Origin of the sequence: Tunturiibacter gelidiferens (assembly GCF_051013345.1) — a bacterium.
Classification (GTDB): Bacteria; Acidobacteriota; Terriglobia; order Terriglobales; family Acidobacteriaceae; genus Edaphobacter; species Edaphobacter gelidiferens_A.
Window position 1 is genome coordinate 6,529,179 of record NZ_CP132939.1, and the last position, 14,572, is coordinate 6,543,750.

The window sequence follows — 14,572 nt, forward strand, 5'->3', positions numbered from 1 at the left end:
CCGCCGTGCGTGAATTGACTAATATTGTGGATATTTAAAATTGTCCAGATTCGCTACATATCGCAGTCCGTCGTGGACAGACAATTTCAATGTGATTACGGATATTTGTGACAAATATCCCAGAACTGAAGCTGTCAGTAGCTGCTGGCACACTGCATTCGAATTCTCACCGCATATGCTGCCGATCGCGAATCCATCTTCACATCAAAGCAGTCTGGCTTAGATGATTAACTGATGAGTTATCGCACCTCAGCACTCAGTGCCCTGCCGCGCGCGTCGCCAAGAAAGTGAAGATCCCGAGAGCACTGAGGAACGCCGCTGTGCCCGTTGTAAGGCCAGCCATCGCATACCGATAAGATAGCCGTCGTCCCTCCTCATAGGCGTGAATAGCCGCCACCGGGTCTTTTTCCTGCGCAAACATTTCAATGAATTGGCTATCGTTGGGGTCAAGCGCAGCGCCCGGCATACGTAGACGAACGAACAAACCCGCACGGGTCATCCCGTCAGTGAACGCACTCAGGAAGATGCGATTCAATTCCTTTTGACTCGGCATCGAGACCTCCCGTTCCATTTCTTCGAAAACTATACGTCATCAGTGTTTGTTCTGACGCTAATTCGAGAGAAGTCATCCTCTTGGATGTGCCAGATTGGCATTGGAACGAGGCTCTCGGAGATGTGAAGTGTCGCTACATCCTGATGCCGATGACAACTTGACCGGAAAAATTGGGTGTGCTTTGAAAAATAACCCATAATTTGGCCAAATGGCCAGCTTATGGGTTATTTATTCTGCTGCGGTAGATAGTTAGATCAGCGAAATTTAGATTGCCAAATAGTAGCTCATTCGAGAGGGAAGCTCACTCTCCGATTAGCCGGTTACTCGTCCACTTGGATCATTTTCCCAGAAGCGTTGCGTATTCCTGTCTTGTAGACTCTAATGCAATCCCTCGATGTCATTGGCTCGATATGCAACTGTGGAAAGGAGCAATCTACAAGTGCCATTTCCCGACATCCTGACTCTTTCAACCTCACCCAATAAATTGGGGAACTTGCTCCTGACGCTCGTTAGTGCCCTTTGGAGGGAATGGAAGAACCACGGGACGATTCAACTGCGCCGCCTTTTCAAAGAGTTTTGGCCTATCTTGATATACATCGGCGCGACGGCAATGCTACTGCTCTTTGCCGGTCTTTCGTTGCTGAAGTTTTTCCCGGACAATCGCTCTGTCAACTGGCAATTGCGCTTTTGGATTTGCGCTGCGAGTGCCGTAGTCTCAATGCTTCCGCTGGCCTCCAAATTGGCGTTCCGCACGCGCTACCGACTGAGTATCGCGCTGGAGGTGGCCGTCTTAGGATTGACCCTTACTCTTTTTGCGAAAATCATACTCCGCCTCCCTTTTTTCATCGATGGACTCTATGTGCGGTGCTTTTAATCTTCCTGCTTTCTGTAGGAGGACACGGCATAGAACTGCTTCATGACTCAATCGGTGCGAGGCTTTCTCGCGAATGGGATGAATCTCCAGGCTCGCGCGAGGCAGACGAATCAGCGAAGAACCTGGTTAAATCGCACCTGGCGCTCATGCGCAGATACTTTATTGGAGAGTCAGCCATATACTCGGCTCTCCCTGTTGGAACCCTGATGGGCCTCTTGTGCTGTTGGGTCTTAGGAGTAGATTTCTCCAGGCCTCTGGCAGTTGTCACAATCTGCTTAAGCTGCGTATTCGGTTTAGCTGGAATGGTTGTGATTGGATTTTTGCTTTCGTCCTGCATTCGGATGGGCGATCCAGTGCTGCTCCTGCCGGTGCTCCACCCAGATGATCTAAGGACTGGATTACCTTCTGCGAGCGATTGGGGATGCATTCTGACCGAATATCGTAAGATGTTTTTCTTCGACGCAATGCTAAATACTGCGCTATTGCTTGCTTTCGGCATTCTTGAGTGGTTTTTGTTGGGTCAGCGAGGCTTTGCGGTTGGCGACCCCAAATTCGTCGCGATCGTTCTTGTAATCTCGATACTGCTAAATGAGCTTCCCTACCTCATCGGTCAGAAACGTGTGCAGGAGCTGTTGGTTTTTCCTTATCGTGGCTGGGAAAAAAGCAAGAAGGCAAAGGAAGTCGGTGAAAACATCCCACTGGTACCGAAGTTCGAATTCATCGCAGCATTGATCGGTGACGCGTCAGCAGGGGCTTGGCATTGGAGATGACGAAGCAGATAACCGAAGCGATTAGCAAACACACTTGACTGGCGTGGAGACTCGTTGAATGTTCACTTGCTTCCGCCAAGTTGTAGGGTAAAACGTCCGGGTACCATGGCGATTAAGCCTGCATGCTGGCAAACTCCCCAATCCCTATAATCTGACGCGGCTTCGATTTCAGCCTCGCGGGGCCGCCACGTGAGGCGTAAAGTCGGCATCTCGTACACGTGCCCGCCTGGAATCCGTTGCCGACGTAGCCGTATGCCACATCACCGCAAAGCCGGTTTTACGGCAACTTGCCGAAGACGCTCATCGATCTAAATCGCTCAATGCGTGAGTTGGCCTGGATGCGGATCGAAGCGCCGACGGACGTGAGACGTGTGCAGGCCCAGAAATCCTACTTGACAAAATTCTTTGATCCCTGTTTACTCTAGGCCTGAAGCAAACATGCCTATGCCAGAAGCTTCTGCTCGCGATCTGTTTCCTGGGGCGCTCGAAATGATGATCCTCGAGTCCCTCCGCCGCCAGCCGGCCCATGGCTATGCTCTCGTTCAGCATATTCAGCAGCGCTCGAACAACCTGCTCCAGGTGGAAGAGGGCTCGCTCTATCCAGCCCTCCAGAGGCTGCTCAAGGCAAAGTTGGTCAAGGCGGAGTGGGGCGTCTCCTCCACGAATCGCCGCGTGCGCACCTACCGGATCAGGCCTGCGGGCCTCCGCCATCTCGAGCAGCAGATCTCCAGCTTCGAGCGCATGTTTGAGGGCATTACGCTGGTTCTCGATCCGGGTAAATCTCCAGCCAGTTAGGAGGACCTATGAACTGGATACCGGGCATCTTCCGTCGCCGCCGCCTCTTCGACGAACTCTCCGAAGAAATGCGCCTGCATCTTGATGAGCTTGTGGAGCGGCTGATGCAAGAGGGCCTAAGCCCGCAGGGGGCCCAACGGCAGGCGCGCATCGCCTTCGGCAATCAAGCTGTGATTGAGGAGCGCAGCCGCGAAGTGTGGCAGTGGCCTACCCTCGAGTCGATCTGGGCCGACGTGCGTTTGGCGCTCCGCCAGCTGCGCCGTTCTCCCGTATTCACCGTAGCCGCCGTCCTGACGCTGGCCCTCGCCATCGGCGCCAACGCCGTGGTGTTTGGCGTATTGAATGCCCTCATTCTTCGGCCGCTGAATGTGCCTCGGCCGCAAAGCCTCTTCACCATCGAGCGAGGAGGCGATAAAGACCAGGCAACCTCGTATCCCGACTATCTCGACCTGCGTGATCGAAACCGCACCTTCGAAGCTCTCACAGCCTATATCCTCGTTCCGGCGGGTCTGGACACCGGCAAAAATCCATCTCAGATCTGGGGCTACGAGGTAGCAGGAAACTATTTCGAAGCCATGGAGGTTCGGCCTTATCTTGGACGCTTCTTTAGCGTCGCGGATGAGCATGGCCCCAACAGTGCTCCATACTTAGTCCTTTCCTGGGCGTATTGGCACAGCCATTTTCAGGACGATCGCGGCATCGTGGGTCGCGTTGTTCAGGTGAACAGGCATCCGTTCACCATCCTCGGAGTGGCCCCCCTGATTTCAACGGAACCCTGCTCTTCTTCTTTCCGGATTTCTGGGTGCCCATGGTGCAGCAGGAGCAGATACAGGGATTCGATGTTCTGAACGATCGCGGGAAACGCGACATTTTCATGGTGCTGGGGCATTTGAAGCCCGGAGTGACTCAGGCACAGGCCATCGCCGATCTCAACTCGGTTGGCTCGTACCTCGAAAAGACCTACCCCAAAGACGATGCATGGATGACCTATTTGCTGGCCCGCCCGAGTCTGGCCGGGGACTTGCTCGGTCCCGGGGTGCGGGGCTTCATGACCGGAATGATGCTGCTTGCTGTTTTGATTCTCCTGGCCGCATGCGCTAACCTGGGCAGCCTCTTTTCCGCGCGTGCCGCCGACCGCTCCCGAGAAGTCGCTCTGCGCCTCGCCCTCGGATCGACGCGCCGCCGCATCCTGCGGGCGCTGTTCACCGAAGCAGTACTGATCTCGCTCTGCGGTGGCGCTTTGGGCCTGTTAGGCAGCGTCCCGCTCCTGCGGCAACTGAGCGTATGGCATCCGGTTCCCCAATATCCCATGCATGTGCCCGTCTATCCCGACGCAAAAGTCTACCTGGTCGCAATGGTGTTGGCTCTCGTTAGCGGCTTTCTCTTTGGCGCAGTCCCCGTTCGCCAGATACTCCGCACCAATCCTTACGAGGTGGTCAAGGCTGGGGCGGCTGGCATCCTTGCGAGCCATACCGGGCGCCGCATAACTCTTCGTGATGTGTTGCTTGCCGTGCAGATTGCCATCTGCGCCGTGCTGGTGACCTCTTCGTTCGTTGCTCTGCGCGGTCTGGAACGCTCCATCCACAGCAGCTTCGGTTTCGATCCCCGCAATTCGATGCTGGTCAACACCGATCTCAGCATGGCCGGTTACAGCGGGGACGGAGTGCCCGCCATGCAAAGGCGCATGATCGACACGCTGGAGACCATCCCCGGCGTAAAGTCCGTCGGATACATCAGTCAGATTCCCCTTGGAGGGGGTGGGTCGACCGATGATGTTTTCACCAGCCAGACCACAGACCTCAGCCCATCGAAAGTCGCCGCTGCTAACGTAGCGGTGTTCAGCGTATCTCCCGATTACTTCCGTGCGGCAGGCACACCTCTGGTGACCGGCGGAAACTTCTCGTGGCAGAACACCACGAGTACGCCGCCCGTGGCCGTCATAAACGCGACTTTTGCGCGCAGGATCTTCGGTTCCGTCAATAACGCTATCGGCAGCTACTACAAGAGGGGGATGGAACCCGCGTTCAGGTTGTCGGCGTTGTGGAAGACGGCAAGTATGGCCTTCTCACTGAGGATCCGCGACCCGCGATGTTTCTCCCGTTGCTGCAGAGGCCTACCCACCTGACCGATCTGGTCGTGCGCTCCGATCGCGATCCGCAAGAACTGGCAACAGACATCAGGAGCAGGCTGCGGAGCCTCGATTCCGGCCTGCCCTTCACCCTGCAGATGTGGACCGATGGACTGGCCCTCGCACTGTTTCCTTCTCATGTGGCGACAGTGTCGCTGGGTGTGCTGGGCATCATGGGCGCGGTGCTCTCGATTACCGGTATCTTCGGCATGGCCGCTTACTCGGTTAGCAAGCGCCTCCGGGAGCTGGGCATTCGCGTCGCTCTCGGCGCGCAGCGTAAAGAAGTCCTGCAGGCCGCTCTGGGACGCGCCGCGAAGCTGCTGGCGATTGGTTCGGCCGCGGGCCTAGGCCTCGGGATCTTGGCGACCCGCGTTCTCGCCTTCATCGTCTATCAGGCAACGCCGCGCGATCCGCTCGTCCTGGCCGGCGTAGTGCTCGCGATGGCCCTGCTCGGTCTGCTGGCTACATGGATTCCGGCGCAGCGCGCGCTGTCGGTGGATCCGCTGATCCTTCTGCGCGAAGACTAATCCTGCTCCACCGGGAAATTTGCAATCCGGACCCGGATCGCAGGCGAAGATCCAGCCCTTTCTCAGTTGTTGCATAATCGCCAACGCACTCATCGAATGGAACGCGAGCCACATGGCCGTATAGTCGGCAACTTGGACACTTGCCGGTTTCACGGCTAAGTGGATTAATTCCGATTAGGCGGTCACTCGCCAACTGGAAAATCTTTACAATATGTCTTGTGCCAGTGCGAAATTGTTCGCTTCCTATCCGAAGATTCGCGAGTTTTGCGTTCGTGCCGTGCGCGTGCCGATGGTGCAGCCACATAAGACGGCGAGTGGAATAATCTCCGAATCTCCGCTGGTTTTGACCGACATCTTCGCGGACGCATATGGAGCGGTGGGGTTCGACGCGTCGCAGGTTCGGCGCAGGGGGCCGAAGCTTGGACAAAGCGTGGCTTCAAAGGAGTGAAAGCGAAAATCGGCTACGCAACGGTAGAGGAAGACCTTGAAGTAGTGCGGGCGATGCGGAAGGCCACCGGTAATGAGATGGCGATCATGGTGGATTACACCAGTCCCTTACGCCACCAGAAGCAGTACGGCGTCTCCGAGTGCTTGATGAGGAAGGACTCACTTGGGTGGAAGAGCCAGTCTTGGCACATGACTACCAAGGCCACGCGCTGGTAGCACGCGAGATCAAGACCCCGATCCAGTGTGGGGAGAACTGGTGGGGATCGCATGAAATGTGTCAGGCAATCGAAGCACGCGCTTCAGATTACATGATGCCGGATGTGATGAAGATTGGCGGTGTGACGGGATGGGTTCGGGCTGCGGCCCTCGGAGAGGCTTCCAGTATTCCGCTTTCGAATCATCTCTGGCCCGAGATTAGCGCACAGCTCATGTGTGCAACACCAACGGCCCATTTCCTCGAGTACGCAGACTGGTGGAATCCGGTTGTTGCCGAACCGCTGCAGATCGCAGGCGGAATGGCCATTGTCGACGGGGTTGTAGGAACAGGCGTGGTTTGGAACGAGAAAGCAGTGGAACGGTTCGGCGCATAGTAGCCGGATGTACCCGCACAGCCGACCCGGATCAAGACATCCCCATCTTGCGGCTCCGGAACGGGCACGTTCCTCAGACACAACACATCGGGACCACACCATAGCGGTCAAAAACCATTGAGCAGATTTGTTAGAAGCTCCTCTCGCAGATCTGTCTCTTGCACACGTGTGATCTTTTGCCGCTCGCCCCGTTCGGCAGCACGCCTATAGCCTCGATGATACGAGCGTTGTGAAGTGCGTGGTCAAAGCCGGGTGGAGTGGAGGTGCCATCACGCAGATCGCGGACCAGATGCTCAGCCTGGTTCTATGCCAAGCGTGTCATTCACAGCGATCCTCAAATGTTGCTTGCAGCCAATGTAGCGTTCTGTCGTTTGCACTGAGACATGTCCAAGAAGGAACTGGATCTGTTCTAGCTCTCCACCAGCGTCGTGGCACAATCGTGCACATGATCTTCGAAGATCGTGGCGCAAGCTGTGCAATATTCATATTCGTGGCAGCCTTCTTGACGACGTGCCAGACTGTCTTTTCTGAAATGCCGTGCCCCCAGAGCTTACCTGCTCGACAGACACATCGAAATAATGGACCATTACTGATGCCAGCAGCCGCTAACCATGCATCAAGCGTTTCTTTCACCCAATTCGGTACGGGGACGGTTCGGATGTGTCTTCCTTTGCCAACGAGATCCACGATGGCCCAACGTTCCTCACGGCGCTGCAGGCTCTCGAGTGTCAATTCAGCGAGTTCGCGACGCCGCAGCCCGCAACCGAGCAAGATAGCCAACATCGCTCGATTGCGCTTGCCAGTAAGAGTCCGGCTATCGGGCGACTGCCAGAACGCCAATGCCTCACTCGCCGTTAACCAGTTACCCAAACACCTTTGACTCGATGGATGCCGACAGCGAGTTCGGGACTCAAGAGACCAGAATCTGCTGCCTCATAAGCAAGCCGACGCACAGCAGCCATGCGCACGTTGATCGTCCCGGGCGCAAGATCGCGTTCCTCCAAATAAAACCGATACCGCAAAACTACTGTTTTGTTGAATGCCAGTCGTGGTTCAGAGCAGTACCAGGCAACAAACTCATCAATCGCGTGCTTCTACTCTGGTCTGGCCGAAGTAGTCCAACCAACGCTGGCTGAAAAAATCGGCCGTTCCGTCAGGCAAAGCGGTCCCCACATAGGCCGGCATTACATCAATGAGGGTCCGAAGCTCTCTCGCTCTTCCGGACTGTCTCCTCTGCTCGCTTCCACTCATCGATGTCCACCGAGAGGCCGTACCACTGAATGATCTTGCCGTCGGGATCACGTAAAGGTTCGCCCATCGTGTGATGCCATCTGTACTCTCCATCTGCGCGTCGCCAGCGGTTTATTACGTTGAATAATCCTCCAGTTTCGAGTGCACGGGCGAATAGCTTCCCCGTCTCCTCTCGATCATCGGGATGAATGATTTTCACCCACCCCCAATTAAGGAATTCTTCGAAGGGAGCGCCAAAATAATCAAGGAATCTTTTAGAGAGATGACTTGGTTCTCCGTTCGGCCACAATGACCAAAGCATTGAGGGGATTGTTTCGATAATGCCAAGTTCGTGCTCTCTCGTTTGAAGAGCGCTTTCAGTCTCCTTCAATACGTCGATGTTCGTGACGGTCCCGTACCACTTAACAACTTTCCTCCTTCATCACAGAAAGGGACGCCGCGATACAAGAACCAGTGATAGATTCCATCCGCGCCCCGGCAGCGTAGTTGATATTCGACGGGCGCTCCTGTGGCCAATGCGGCCTGCCAGTTGGCCACCACTCGATCAACGTCTTCGGGGTGTATTGTGCTCACCCAACCCCAGCCCATCCACTGTTCTCTGGAGAGGCCCGTGTAGTCCAACCAACTTTGGTGATGAAGTCGAGCGATCCATCCGGCAGATTGGTACCTACATAGGCAGGAATCGCCTCAACGAGAATCTGAAGCTCCTTCTCGCTGAGCCGGATTTTCTCTTCTCCCCGCTTTGCCTCAGTAATATCGATGACCGCCCCTGCGAACTCGAGGTCATCGGAATTGGTTTCCAATGGTCGCGCCAGAACGTGAACATTCTTGACCCGATCGTCGGGGAAGAGCAAGCGATACTCGTATCGATGGCGCCGCCGCTGATAGAAGCTCGTTCTATAGTCTCAAGCACGAAGTTGCGATCTTCAGGGTGAACGCGTTCCACGATCATATCGAGCGTGACCTTGTCCCTCGGCGAGTATTCGAAGATGCGGTAGGTTTCGTCCGACCACACATGCTCTTCGCAGCCTGGCTTCCAACCAAAGCTGCCCGTGTGACTGAGTCTTTGGGCTTCGGCCAGGTAGGCTTCGCTTCTCTGCAACTCCTGGGCGGCTCTTTACGAGCTGCCTTCGCCCCGCTTCCGTTCGTCAATGTCGAGATTCACCCCGATCCAATACAGAAGGGTTCCATCGCTCGCCCGGAGTGGTTCGACCTGAGTTTGAAACCAGCGGTATCCTCCTTCAGCGTTGCGGACTCGGATACTGCTTTCCCTAGCGGAGCCCGTTTGTAGACAGATTGACCATACCCTGCGTGACTCTTCTTGGTCATCGGGATGCAGCAAGGGAATATGGGCATCCCACTCTGGGCCTGTGTCGATGCCGAATCGAAGGGGATGGTCTTTCGGCAGACCAAGGTAGTCCCCGGTCCGTTCATTCACGAATGTGAGCGCACCGGACGGAAGGGCGTACCAGGTATGTGCCGGAATCACATTGAGAGTGGCTTGCAATTGTGCTTCGAGCCGTGGGTACTGTTGAGTGGTGCGATGCACGTGTGAACCGGTAAACAACCAGAGTTCCGTCCCGTCATTGTGTTTGTGTCCGAAAGCGGTCAGTTCGACGGTTGCAGGAACACCGTCGAATCCTCGCAGGTGAACGCGCGTGCTATAGGGAGTGCCTGATGCGAGAGATCTTTGCCAGGACGCCGAAGCGGCGGCTCGATCCTCCTCCAGCACGAAACTGCGCCAGTCAACTTGGATCTGATCAGATTTGAGGCCAGTGAGACGCACCAGCGCCGGGTTGACAAATAAACATTCGCCCCGACTTGTTGCCAACCACGCGGGGTGCGGAGAACTTTGGAAAAAATCGCCAATTTTCGTGATGTCAGCCATAAGCCGCGCTCAACTCGAACGATCATCCGGGACCGCACATACGACCGATCTCGACAATTTGGCGAATGAATAGGCTCTGATCGTCGACCGAAATTGGATCAACTTTCGCCATGGGGACATGATAAACCGTCCAGATCCTTCTAATTCTCCAGACCCCAAAATGTCAACGGCAGAAAGGCCAATCCTCGTCGAAAGCCGATCTTCGGCGTCATCGGTATGGAGTCTCTGGGGCATTGAGTGAACTGACGTCGGAAGGTCCGCTGCGCTTTCCCGATTATTGGAACGCGTGGAAGATGCGAGCCAAAAAATTACTCACTTCTACACTCCGTGGACATGAGCGCGATGGCCTCGTGCGCAGCATTGCCGCCGAGGTACCGATCAGAGTGGACTGCGAAGCGCCGGCGCTCGGGCACGAACTGATTGTCAAATTCCAACCTTCTTGGAGTTGGTGTGGGAAAGGTAGGGCGTTCACAGCTGCACGACGGGTTTTGACCAGACACACAGGAGGTCGACTTGATAGATGTTCACTTTCAGCTGGCGATATCAACCCAAACCGCTCATAGACAGCTATTTACGCGAAATCGGTGAGATTGGTCCTGAAAAACGCGCTAGTGTTTGCTGATTTCCAGCGGGTGACTTCCACTTGGACGAAATGTTTACTGATTTCCAGTGGGTGACTTTCCACATGAACGAATTGTTTGGATGGATAAGTCGCGGAGTTGAGGAGGACTTGGTGTACAAGGGCTGAACTCAGCGATTACTTGCTGATTCAGAGACATCCAAGGAGGCTCCTCGTGACCAGTATGCACTTCATCGGGTTAGACATCCACAAGGAGACGATCAGCTATTGCGTGAAGGACGTGAGTGGTACGGTTCTTTCTGAAGGCACCGTTGCTGCGACTAGAGCACAGCTCGACGATTGGGTGAAGACGTTACCAGTTCCGTGGACCGTGGCCATGGAAGCAACCATGTTTACCGGATGGATCTATGACCATCTTCTGCCTCATGCTGCAGCCGTGAAGGTGGCGCATCCGCTGATGCTGCGGGCGATCGCAGCGGCCAAGAAGAAGAACGATCGCATCGATGCGAGCAAGATCTGCGACTGTCTTCGATGTGATTTCCTGCCCGAGTGCCACATGGTCTCCGCCGAGGTTCGGGAGCGACGTAGGACGCTACGCTATCGCAAGCTACTGGTCCGGCAGAACGTACAGTTGCGCAACAAGGTCTCACAGATGCTGATGGAGTCAGGCGTGGTTTACAACAAGCAGAAGCTCCATAAGGTCGGCTACTTCAAGGAACTGATGGAGACCAACCCGGATATCAGCTGCGAGCTGAAGCCGCTGCTGGCGATCTGCCGCGAGACCATCGTGCGGATCGGCAAGACCGAGAGTGCATTGATTCGTTCCCTGCGCCGTGACCCGCTGCTTCATGCTCGTGTCGAACGCCTGATGACGATCCCTGCGGCCGGGCCGATCACCGCTCTGACCTGGGTGCTTGAGGTCGACGATGTAGCTCGCTTTCACTCGGTCAAGCAAGCTGTCAGTTACTGCGGTCTGTGCGGTGCAGAGCGAAGTTCAGCGGAGACGATCAAGCGCATGCCGATCTCCAAGCAGAGGAATAAACATCTTCAATCGGTGCTTATCGAAGCAGCTAAGCTGGCCCCGCGCTTGAGCCCCGAACTGGCGTTGGTCTATGACACGGAAAAGCAGAAGGGCCATGCCAATCGAGCCCCGATTGCGGTCGCCCGGAAGCTTGTAGCCTATCTGCTTGCGGTGGACCGCAGTGGACGAGAGTTCGTAGTGGCAGGAGAACGAAGAGCAGCGGCCTGAAGCCGCTACGAAGAACGAGCAGATTCATCGAACGCAACCTGCCAGGTCCCGCAGAAGCCGACTGGGCGACGGAGCTAAGCTCCCAATGCCTCCTTCGAAATGTTTCGGGACTGGCAGGAAACACTCACTCAATCTTCTGTGACGGTCTCAACAGCCCGATACAGCGAATGGATGTCTGGTGCTGCATCACGCGCAGGAACCGCGCCGAGAGGCACAACCGCGAAGTGATGAACACGCTCAGTGAAACAACCAGGCGCTCTCCTGAGCGCCACGGGAAAGCCTTGCCCCACTTGACAAAGACTTATCATGGAAGTCGGCATCTCGTACAGTTGGGAGCCCTGAACTACGTCACAAACACTTCAACGGATAGCCGGTTATTCACTCAAGTGGTTCTGGCCAAGAAGGAGACCAGGGGCGCTCAATGAGCGCGTTGACCTCGTCTCGACAGTTGAGGGTTACTTCCCGATTGCTCGTTGTTCGGGAGGAACTAGGTAGTTCGAGGGCCGAACCGGCGATCACTTCCGCTATGCCGACTTGCCGGTACTAATTGGATCTCAATTCGGCGTCATGCGATCAGCTGAACCCATTGGCTTTGCCAGGCCGGCGCCTCGAAGGGATCCGCGAAATACTGTGTCTCGTGCACAACCTTACCGTTGCGGAACTCCATAATGCTAACTGTGTATGTTGTTCGCCCCCTGGTAGGGGATGGTGTATTCCGTGATCCAGAGATCACCTTTTCCGAGAATTCGCTTGACGTTGAAGCCTGACGGCAATGGACCGGCACCAGTCGCCGTCAACGAGACTTTCCATTGTCTCCATGTATCGAGCAAAGTCCCTCCACTGTCGTAGAGGACATTGCCGTTTTGATCTCGCGGGTCTTGCTCGTCCAACATCACAGTCCGGACCGGCAAATCTTAACCAAAACCTCTGCCGCGCAACAGCAACATCTCCCCAGCAATTCACATGACTACCCACAGTCGACATCTCGGTACGAATCCGCTTAGTCGCAGCGCCGAAGGGCCAACACAGTCATGTCGTCGAAGCTTGGGACGCCGTTGGTAAACGCCCGCACATCGTCAAGGCAAGCGTCGATCAACTCGGCAGGTTGCCGCGCAGCCTGCTGGTGCACCAATGTCATGACGCGGTCCACGCCGTACTCACCACTCTCGTTGCTGGCTTCTGAAAGACCGTCCGTGTAAAGGAAGAGCGTGTCGCCGGCTTCCAGTTGCACGGGCGTGGCGGAAAACTCTGTTTCGAGGAACATCCCCAGAGGCAAACCGTTAGGTTCAATACAAGATACGCCGCCGCACCCAACGACGATTGCGGGGCAGTGTCCGGCGTTATGGAGCTCTATCTCTCCGGTCGGCTTGGCCAGCCCGCACACCAGCGTGGCGTACTGTCCCGCCAACGCACATTCGCAGAAAAAGCGGTTGACGTAGGTGACAATTTGGCCGAGCGGCAGGGACATGCCGGTCAGGCTGCGGAACAATGCATGGAGCTGTGCCATCAGCATGGAAGCGGCCACGCCCTTGCCGGAGACGTCGCCCAATAGGAAGAGAAGGCGCCCATCGGACGGGATCAAGTCGCAGTAGTCGCCGCTGACGGCGCCGACAGGCGCGAAATGATAGCTCGTCTCCCAGCAGCCCACGCGCAGGCCCTTTTGCGGCAACAAATTACGCTGCACCTGGGAAGCCAGGTCGAGGTCCCGTTGTAGCGCGGCGCGTTGCGGTTGGGTCAGATGGTCCAGACAGTAGCGCACCAATGGATCCGCGAGCAAACGGTCCCGTTCCACCGAGTCGTGACACTCCAGACATAGGCCGTAGGTGCCTTCGGTCATCCGGTCCAGCGCCGAATCTACTTCGCGCAAGAGGCCGGCCAGGCTGGAGTTTCGCGGCGCAGATGCAACCGCAACTTCCAACCGGCGTTTGCGCTCCTCCAGTTGACCTTGCAGGAAACTAGCTTCCAGCGTGGCCATGAGAATCTCCCTCAGTCGAAGTGTCCGCTGTTAGATTCTGCCACGCCTGTTTTCGATGCGCGTTTATCCGGTGCACTGCGCGGATAAGTTCAATCGATAAATTCAAACTGACCAACTGCCGGGTGTGAGCTCACGTGCAGCGGGGTGAGGGTCGGGCTTGCGTGCGATTGCCGACTCATCGCGGTGAGGCTGCCGAGAGTGGGGCAGCCCCAGTGGTGGCGTCCTGGCGGAGCCTGGGAACGGCGCGGAGGCTGAAGCTCGCGATTGCGGCGGGGTTGGAGTTCGGACGCACCTGGAGGGTGCCGAGGGCCTCGATCGCCGCGGGGGTCTGGTCGCGGAGTCGGAAGACGAGGACGCCGGGCTGGATCTCTTTGGCAGAGAGCAGGTTGAAGCCGCCGGTCTGCCGCCGGAGTTCGATCTGTGCAGCCGCCGCGGAGGCGAGCGCGACATTGGGCAGAGCGTTGCCAAGCGCCGGGTAGCTTGACTGGTTGAAGGCGGCGAGCCAGCCGTACAGGAGGCGGCCAGCGGGGGTGTCAGGGATGAGGCCCACCTGGTCGCCAAAGCGGGGCAGGCGAACGAGGATGGTGGGGTGAACGGGGCTGACGTGGTCTCCCCGGCGGGCGGGGACAGGAGCATCGGCAGGATCACCGAGCACGATGGTGTCGATTTGGGATGGATCATCTTTCTCGTCGGCAGCCGAGGCGGCTCCAGATGTGGCGCTGGCGGGACGGGCAGCGCCGGAGCTGCCGGAGGTGAGATATGCACGTTCGGTGTGACCCAGAGCATAGAGGACCGAGGAGAGCGCCGCGACGGCGGCTACGATAGCGAGCAGGATGGCTTCGGGGCGGAGCGGCTGGCGGCCGGTGATATAGAAGCGGGGAGCGGTGAGTGTAGGGACGCTGGTGGGAAGGGGCGGCTGCATCGGGGGATGGTCCTCGGGTGTTC

At 56.6% G+C, this 14,572-nt stretch carries 16 protein-coding genes and 1 pseudogene; 8 read left to right on the forward strand and 9 right to left on the reverse strand.

The annotated features are described in order from the left end of the window. Positions 1 to 256: 256 nt before the first annotated feature. Positions 257 to 553, reverse strand: coding sequence for a hypothetical protein (locus RBB80_RS33055; RefSeq protein ID WP_433966293.1), 297 nt, complete (start codon positions 551 to 553; stop codon positions 257 to 259). 439 nt (positions 554 to 992) lie between these two features. On the opposite strand from RBB80_RS33055, the gene RBB80_RS33060 reads away from it, so the two are divergent. The 7 genes and pseudogenes from RBB80_RS33060 to RBB80_RS33090 all read left to right on the forward strand — a co-directional run bounded on the left by RBB80_RS33060 (position 993) and on the right by RBB80_RS33090 (position 6,684). Further along, entirely contained in the window at positions 993 to 1,427 is a 435-nt protein-coding gene (locus RBB80_RS33060; RefSeq protein WP_433966294.1) for a hypothetical protein, read from the forward strand. Next, positions 1,418 to 2,197 carry a hypothetical protein gene (locus RBB80_RS33065; protein WP_433966295.1) on the forward strand — a complete coding sequence of 260 codons (780 nt, stop codon included), beginning with the start codon at positions 1,418 to 1,420 and terminating at the stop codon, positions 2,195 to 2,197. Before RBB80_RS33060 ends, RBB80_RS33065 begins: the two co-directional genes overlap by 10 nt. Positions 2,198 to 2,641: 444 nt before the next feature. Further along, complete coding sequence (locus tag RBB80_RS33070) at positions 2,642 to 2,992, forward strand: PadR family transcriptional regulator (RefSeq protein ID WP_433966296.1); 351 nt, start codon at positions 2,642 to 2,644, stop codon at positions 2,990 to 2,992. Positions 2,993 to 3,000: 8 nt separating this feature from the next. Next, positions 3,001 to 3,840 (forward strand): ABC transporter permease, encoded by an 840-nt coding sequence (locus tag RBB80_RS33075; protein WP_433966297.1) that lies wholly within the window; start codon positions 3,001 to 3,003, stop codon positions 3,838 to 3,840. Next, positions 3,801 to 5,117 carry an FtsX-like permease family protein gene (locus tag RBB80_RS33080; RefSeq protein WP_433970008.1) on the forward strand — a complete coding sequence of 439 codons (1,317 nt, stop codon included), beginning with the start codon at positions 3,801 to 3,803 and terminating at the stop codon, positions 5,115 to 5,117. The genes RBB80_RS33075 and RBB80_RS33080 overlap by 40 nt, the downstream gene beginning before the upstream one ends. Further along, positions 5,081 to 5,647 (forward strand): FtsX-like permease family protein, encoded by a 567-nt coding sequence (locus tag RBB80_RS33085; protein WP_433966298.1) that lies wholly within the window; start codon positions 5,081 to 5,083, stop codon positions 5,645 to 5,647. Before RBB80_RS33080 ends, RBB80_RS33085 begins: the two co-directional genes overlap by 37 nt. A gap of 444 nt (positions 5,648 to 6,091) precedes the next feature. After that, positions 6,092 to 6,684: pseudogene (locus tag RBB80_RS33090) on the forward strand (enolase C-terminal domain-like protein). Between the two features lie 318 nt (positions 6,685 to 7,002). Here the strand turns inward: RBB80_RS33090 and RBB80_RS33095 are convergent. From RBB80_RS33095 to RBB80_RS33115, 5 genes are all read right to left on the reverse strand, one after another. After that, complete coding sequence (locus tag RBB80_RS33095) at positions 7,003 to 7,554, reverse strand: tyrosine-type recombinase/integrase (protein ID WP_433966299.1); 552 nt, start codon at positions 7,552 to 7,554, stop codon at positions 7,003 to 7,005. 319 nt (positions 7,555 to 7,873) lie between these two features. Continuing rightward, positions 7,874 to 8,305, reverse strand: a complete 432-nt coding sequence (locus tag RBB80_RS33100) for a PAS domain-containing protein (protein ID WP_433966300.1) — start codon at positions 8,303 to 8,305, stop codon at positions 7,874 to 7,876. Then, a complete protein-coding gene (locus tag RBB80_RS33105; RefSeq protein WP_433966301.1) occupies positions 8,302 to 8,523 on the reverse strand; it encodes a PAS domain-containing protein in 222 nt (73 codons plus the stop codon). The genes RBB80_RS33100 and RBB80_RS33105 overlap by 4 nt, the downstream gene beginning before the upstream one ends. Next, on the reverse strand, positions 8,505 to 8,738 hold the full coding sequence (locus tag RBB80_RS33110) for a hypothetical protein (protein WP_433966302.1): 234 nt from the start codon (positions 8,736 to 8,738) through the stop codon (positions 8,505 to 8,507). Before RBB80_RS33110 ends, RBB80_RS33105 begins: the two co-directional genes overlap by 19 nt. A 314-nt stretch (positions 8,739 to 9,052) precedes the next feature. Continuing rightward, positions 9,053 to 9,823, reverse strand: a complete 771-nt coding sequence (locus tag RBB80_RS33115; protein WP_433966303.1) for a PAS domain-containing protein — start codon at positions 9,821 to 9,823, stop codon at positions 9,053 to 9,055. Positions 9,824 to 10,626: 803 nt separating this feature from the next. Between RBB80_RS33115 and RBB80_RS33120 the strand changes: the two genes are divergently transcribed. Further along, positions 10,627 to 11,652, forward strand: coding sequence for an IS110 family transposase (locus tag RBB80_RS33120; RefSeq protein ID WP_433970009.1), 1,026 nt, complete (start codon positions 10,627 to 10,629; stop codon positions 11,650 to 11,652). A gap of 671 nt (positions 11,653 to 12,323) precedes the next feature. Here the strand turns inward: RBB80_RS33120 and RBB80_RS33125 are convergent. From RBB80_RS33125 to RBB80_RS33135, 3 genes are all read right to left on the reverse strand, one after another. Beyond that, the gene (locus tag RBB80_RS33125) at positions 12,324 to 12,545 is read right to left on the reverse strand and encodes a hypothetical protein (RefSeq protein ID WP_433966304.1); all 222 of its coding nucleotides are present in this window, start codon (positions 12,543 to 12,545) and stop codon (positions 12,324 to 12,326) included. Between the two features lie 107 nt (positions 12,546 to 12,652). Next, positions 12,653 to 13,627: a SpoIIE family protein phosphatase gene (locus RBB80_RS33130; protein ID WP_433966305.1), complete on the reverse strand. Its 975-nt coding sequence runs from the start codon at positions 13,625 to 13,627 to the stop codon at positions 12,653 to 12,655. 175 nt (positions 13,628 to 13,802) lie between these two features. After that, complete coding sequence (locus RBB80_RS33135; RefSeq protein WP_433966306.1) at positions 13,803 to 14,549, reverse strand: hypothetical protein; 747 nt, start codon at positions 14,547 to 14,549, stop codon at positions 13,803 to 13,805. Positions 14,550 to 14,572: the final 23 nt, after the last annotated feature.

Coding starts and splice junctions, on each gene's coding strand:
- RBB80_RS33125 (WP_433966304.1), bottom strand. CDS start 12,545: ATGTTGGACGAGCAAGACCCGCGAGATCAAAACGGCAATGTCCTCTAC.
- RBB80_RS33070 (WP_433966296.1), top strand. CDS start 2,642: ATGCCAGAAGCTTCTGCTCGCGATCTGTTTCCTGGGGCGCTCGAAATG.
- RBB80_RS33075 (WP_433966297.1), top strand. CDS start 3,001: ATGAACTGGATACCGGGCATCTTCCGTCGCCGCCGCCTCTTCGACGAA.
- RBB80_RS33055 (WP_433966293.1), bottom strand. CDS start 553: ATGCCGAGTCAAAAGGAATTGAATCGCATCTTCCTGAGTGCGTTCACT.
- RBB80_RS33105 (WP_433966301.1), bottom strand. CDS start 8,523: ATGGGCTGGGGTTGGGTGAGCACAATACACCCCGAAGACGTTGATCGA.
- RBB80_RS33085 (WP_433966298.1), top strand. CDS start 5,081: ATGTTTCTCCCGTTGCTGCAGAGGCCTACCCACCTGACCGATCTGGTC.
- RBB80_RS33115 (WP_433966303.1), bottom strand. CDS start 9,823: ATGGCTGACATCACGAAAATTGGCGATTTTTTCCAAAGTTCTCCGCAC.
- RBB80_RS33130 (WP_433966305.1), bottom strand. CDS start 13,627: ATGGCCACGCTGGAAGCTAGTTTCCTGCAAGGTCAACTGGAGGAGCGC.
- RBB80_RS33120 (WP_433970009.1), top strand. CDS start 10,627: ATGCACTTCATCGGGTTAGACATCCACAAGGAGACGATCAGCTATTGC.
- RBB80_RS33080 (WP_433970008.1), top strand. CDS start 3,801: ATGGTGCAGCAGGAGCAGATACAGGGATTCGATGTTCTGAACGATCGC.
- RBB80_RS33135 (WP_433966306.1), bottom strand. CDS start 14,549: ATGCAGCCGCCCCTTCCCACCAGCGTCCCTACACTCACCGCTCCCCGC.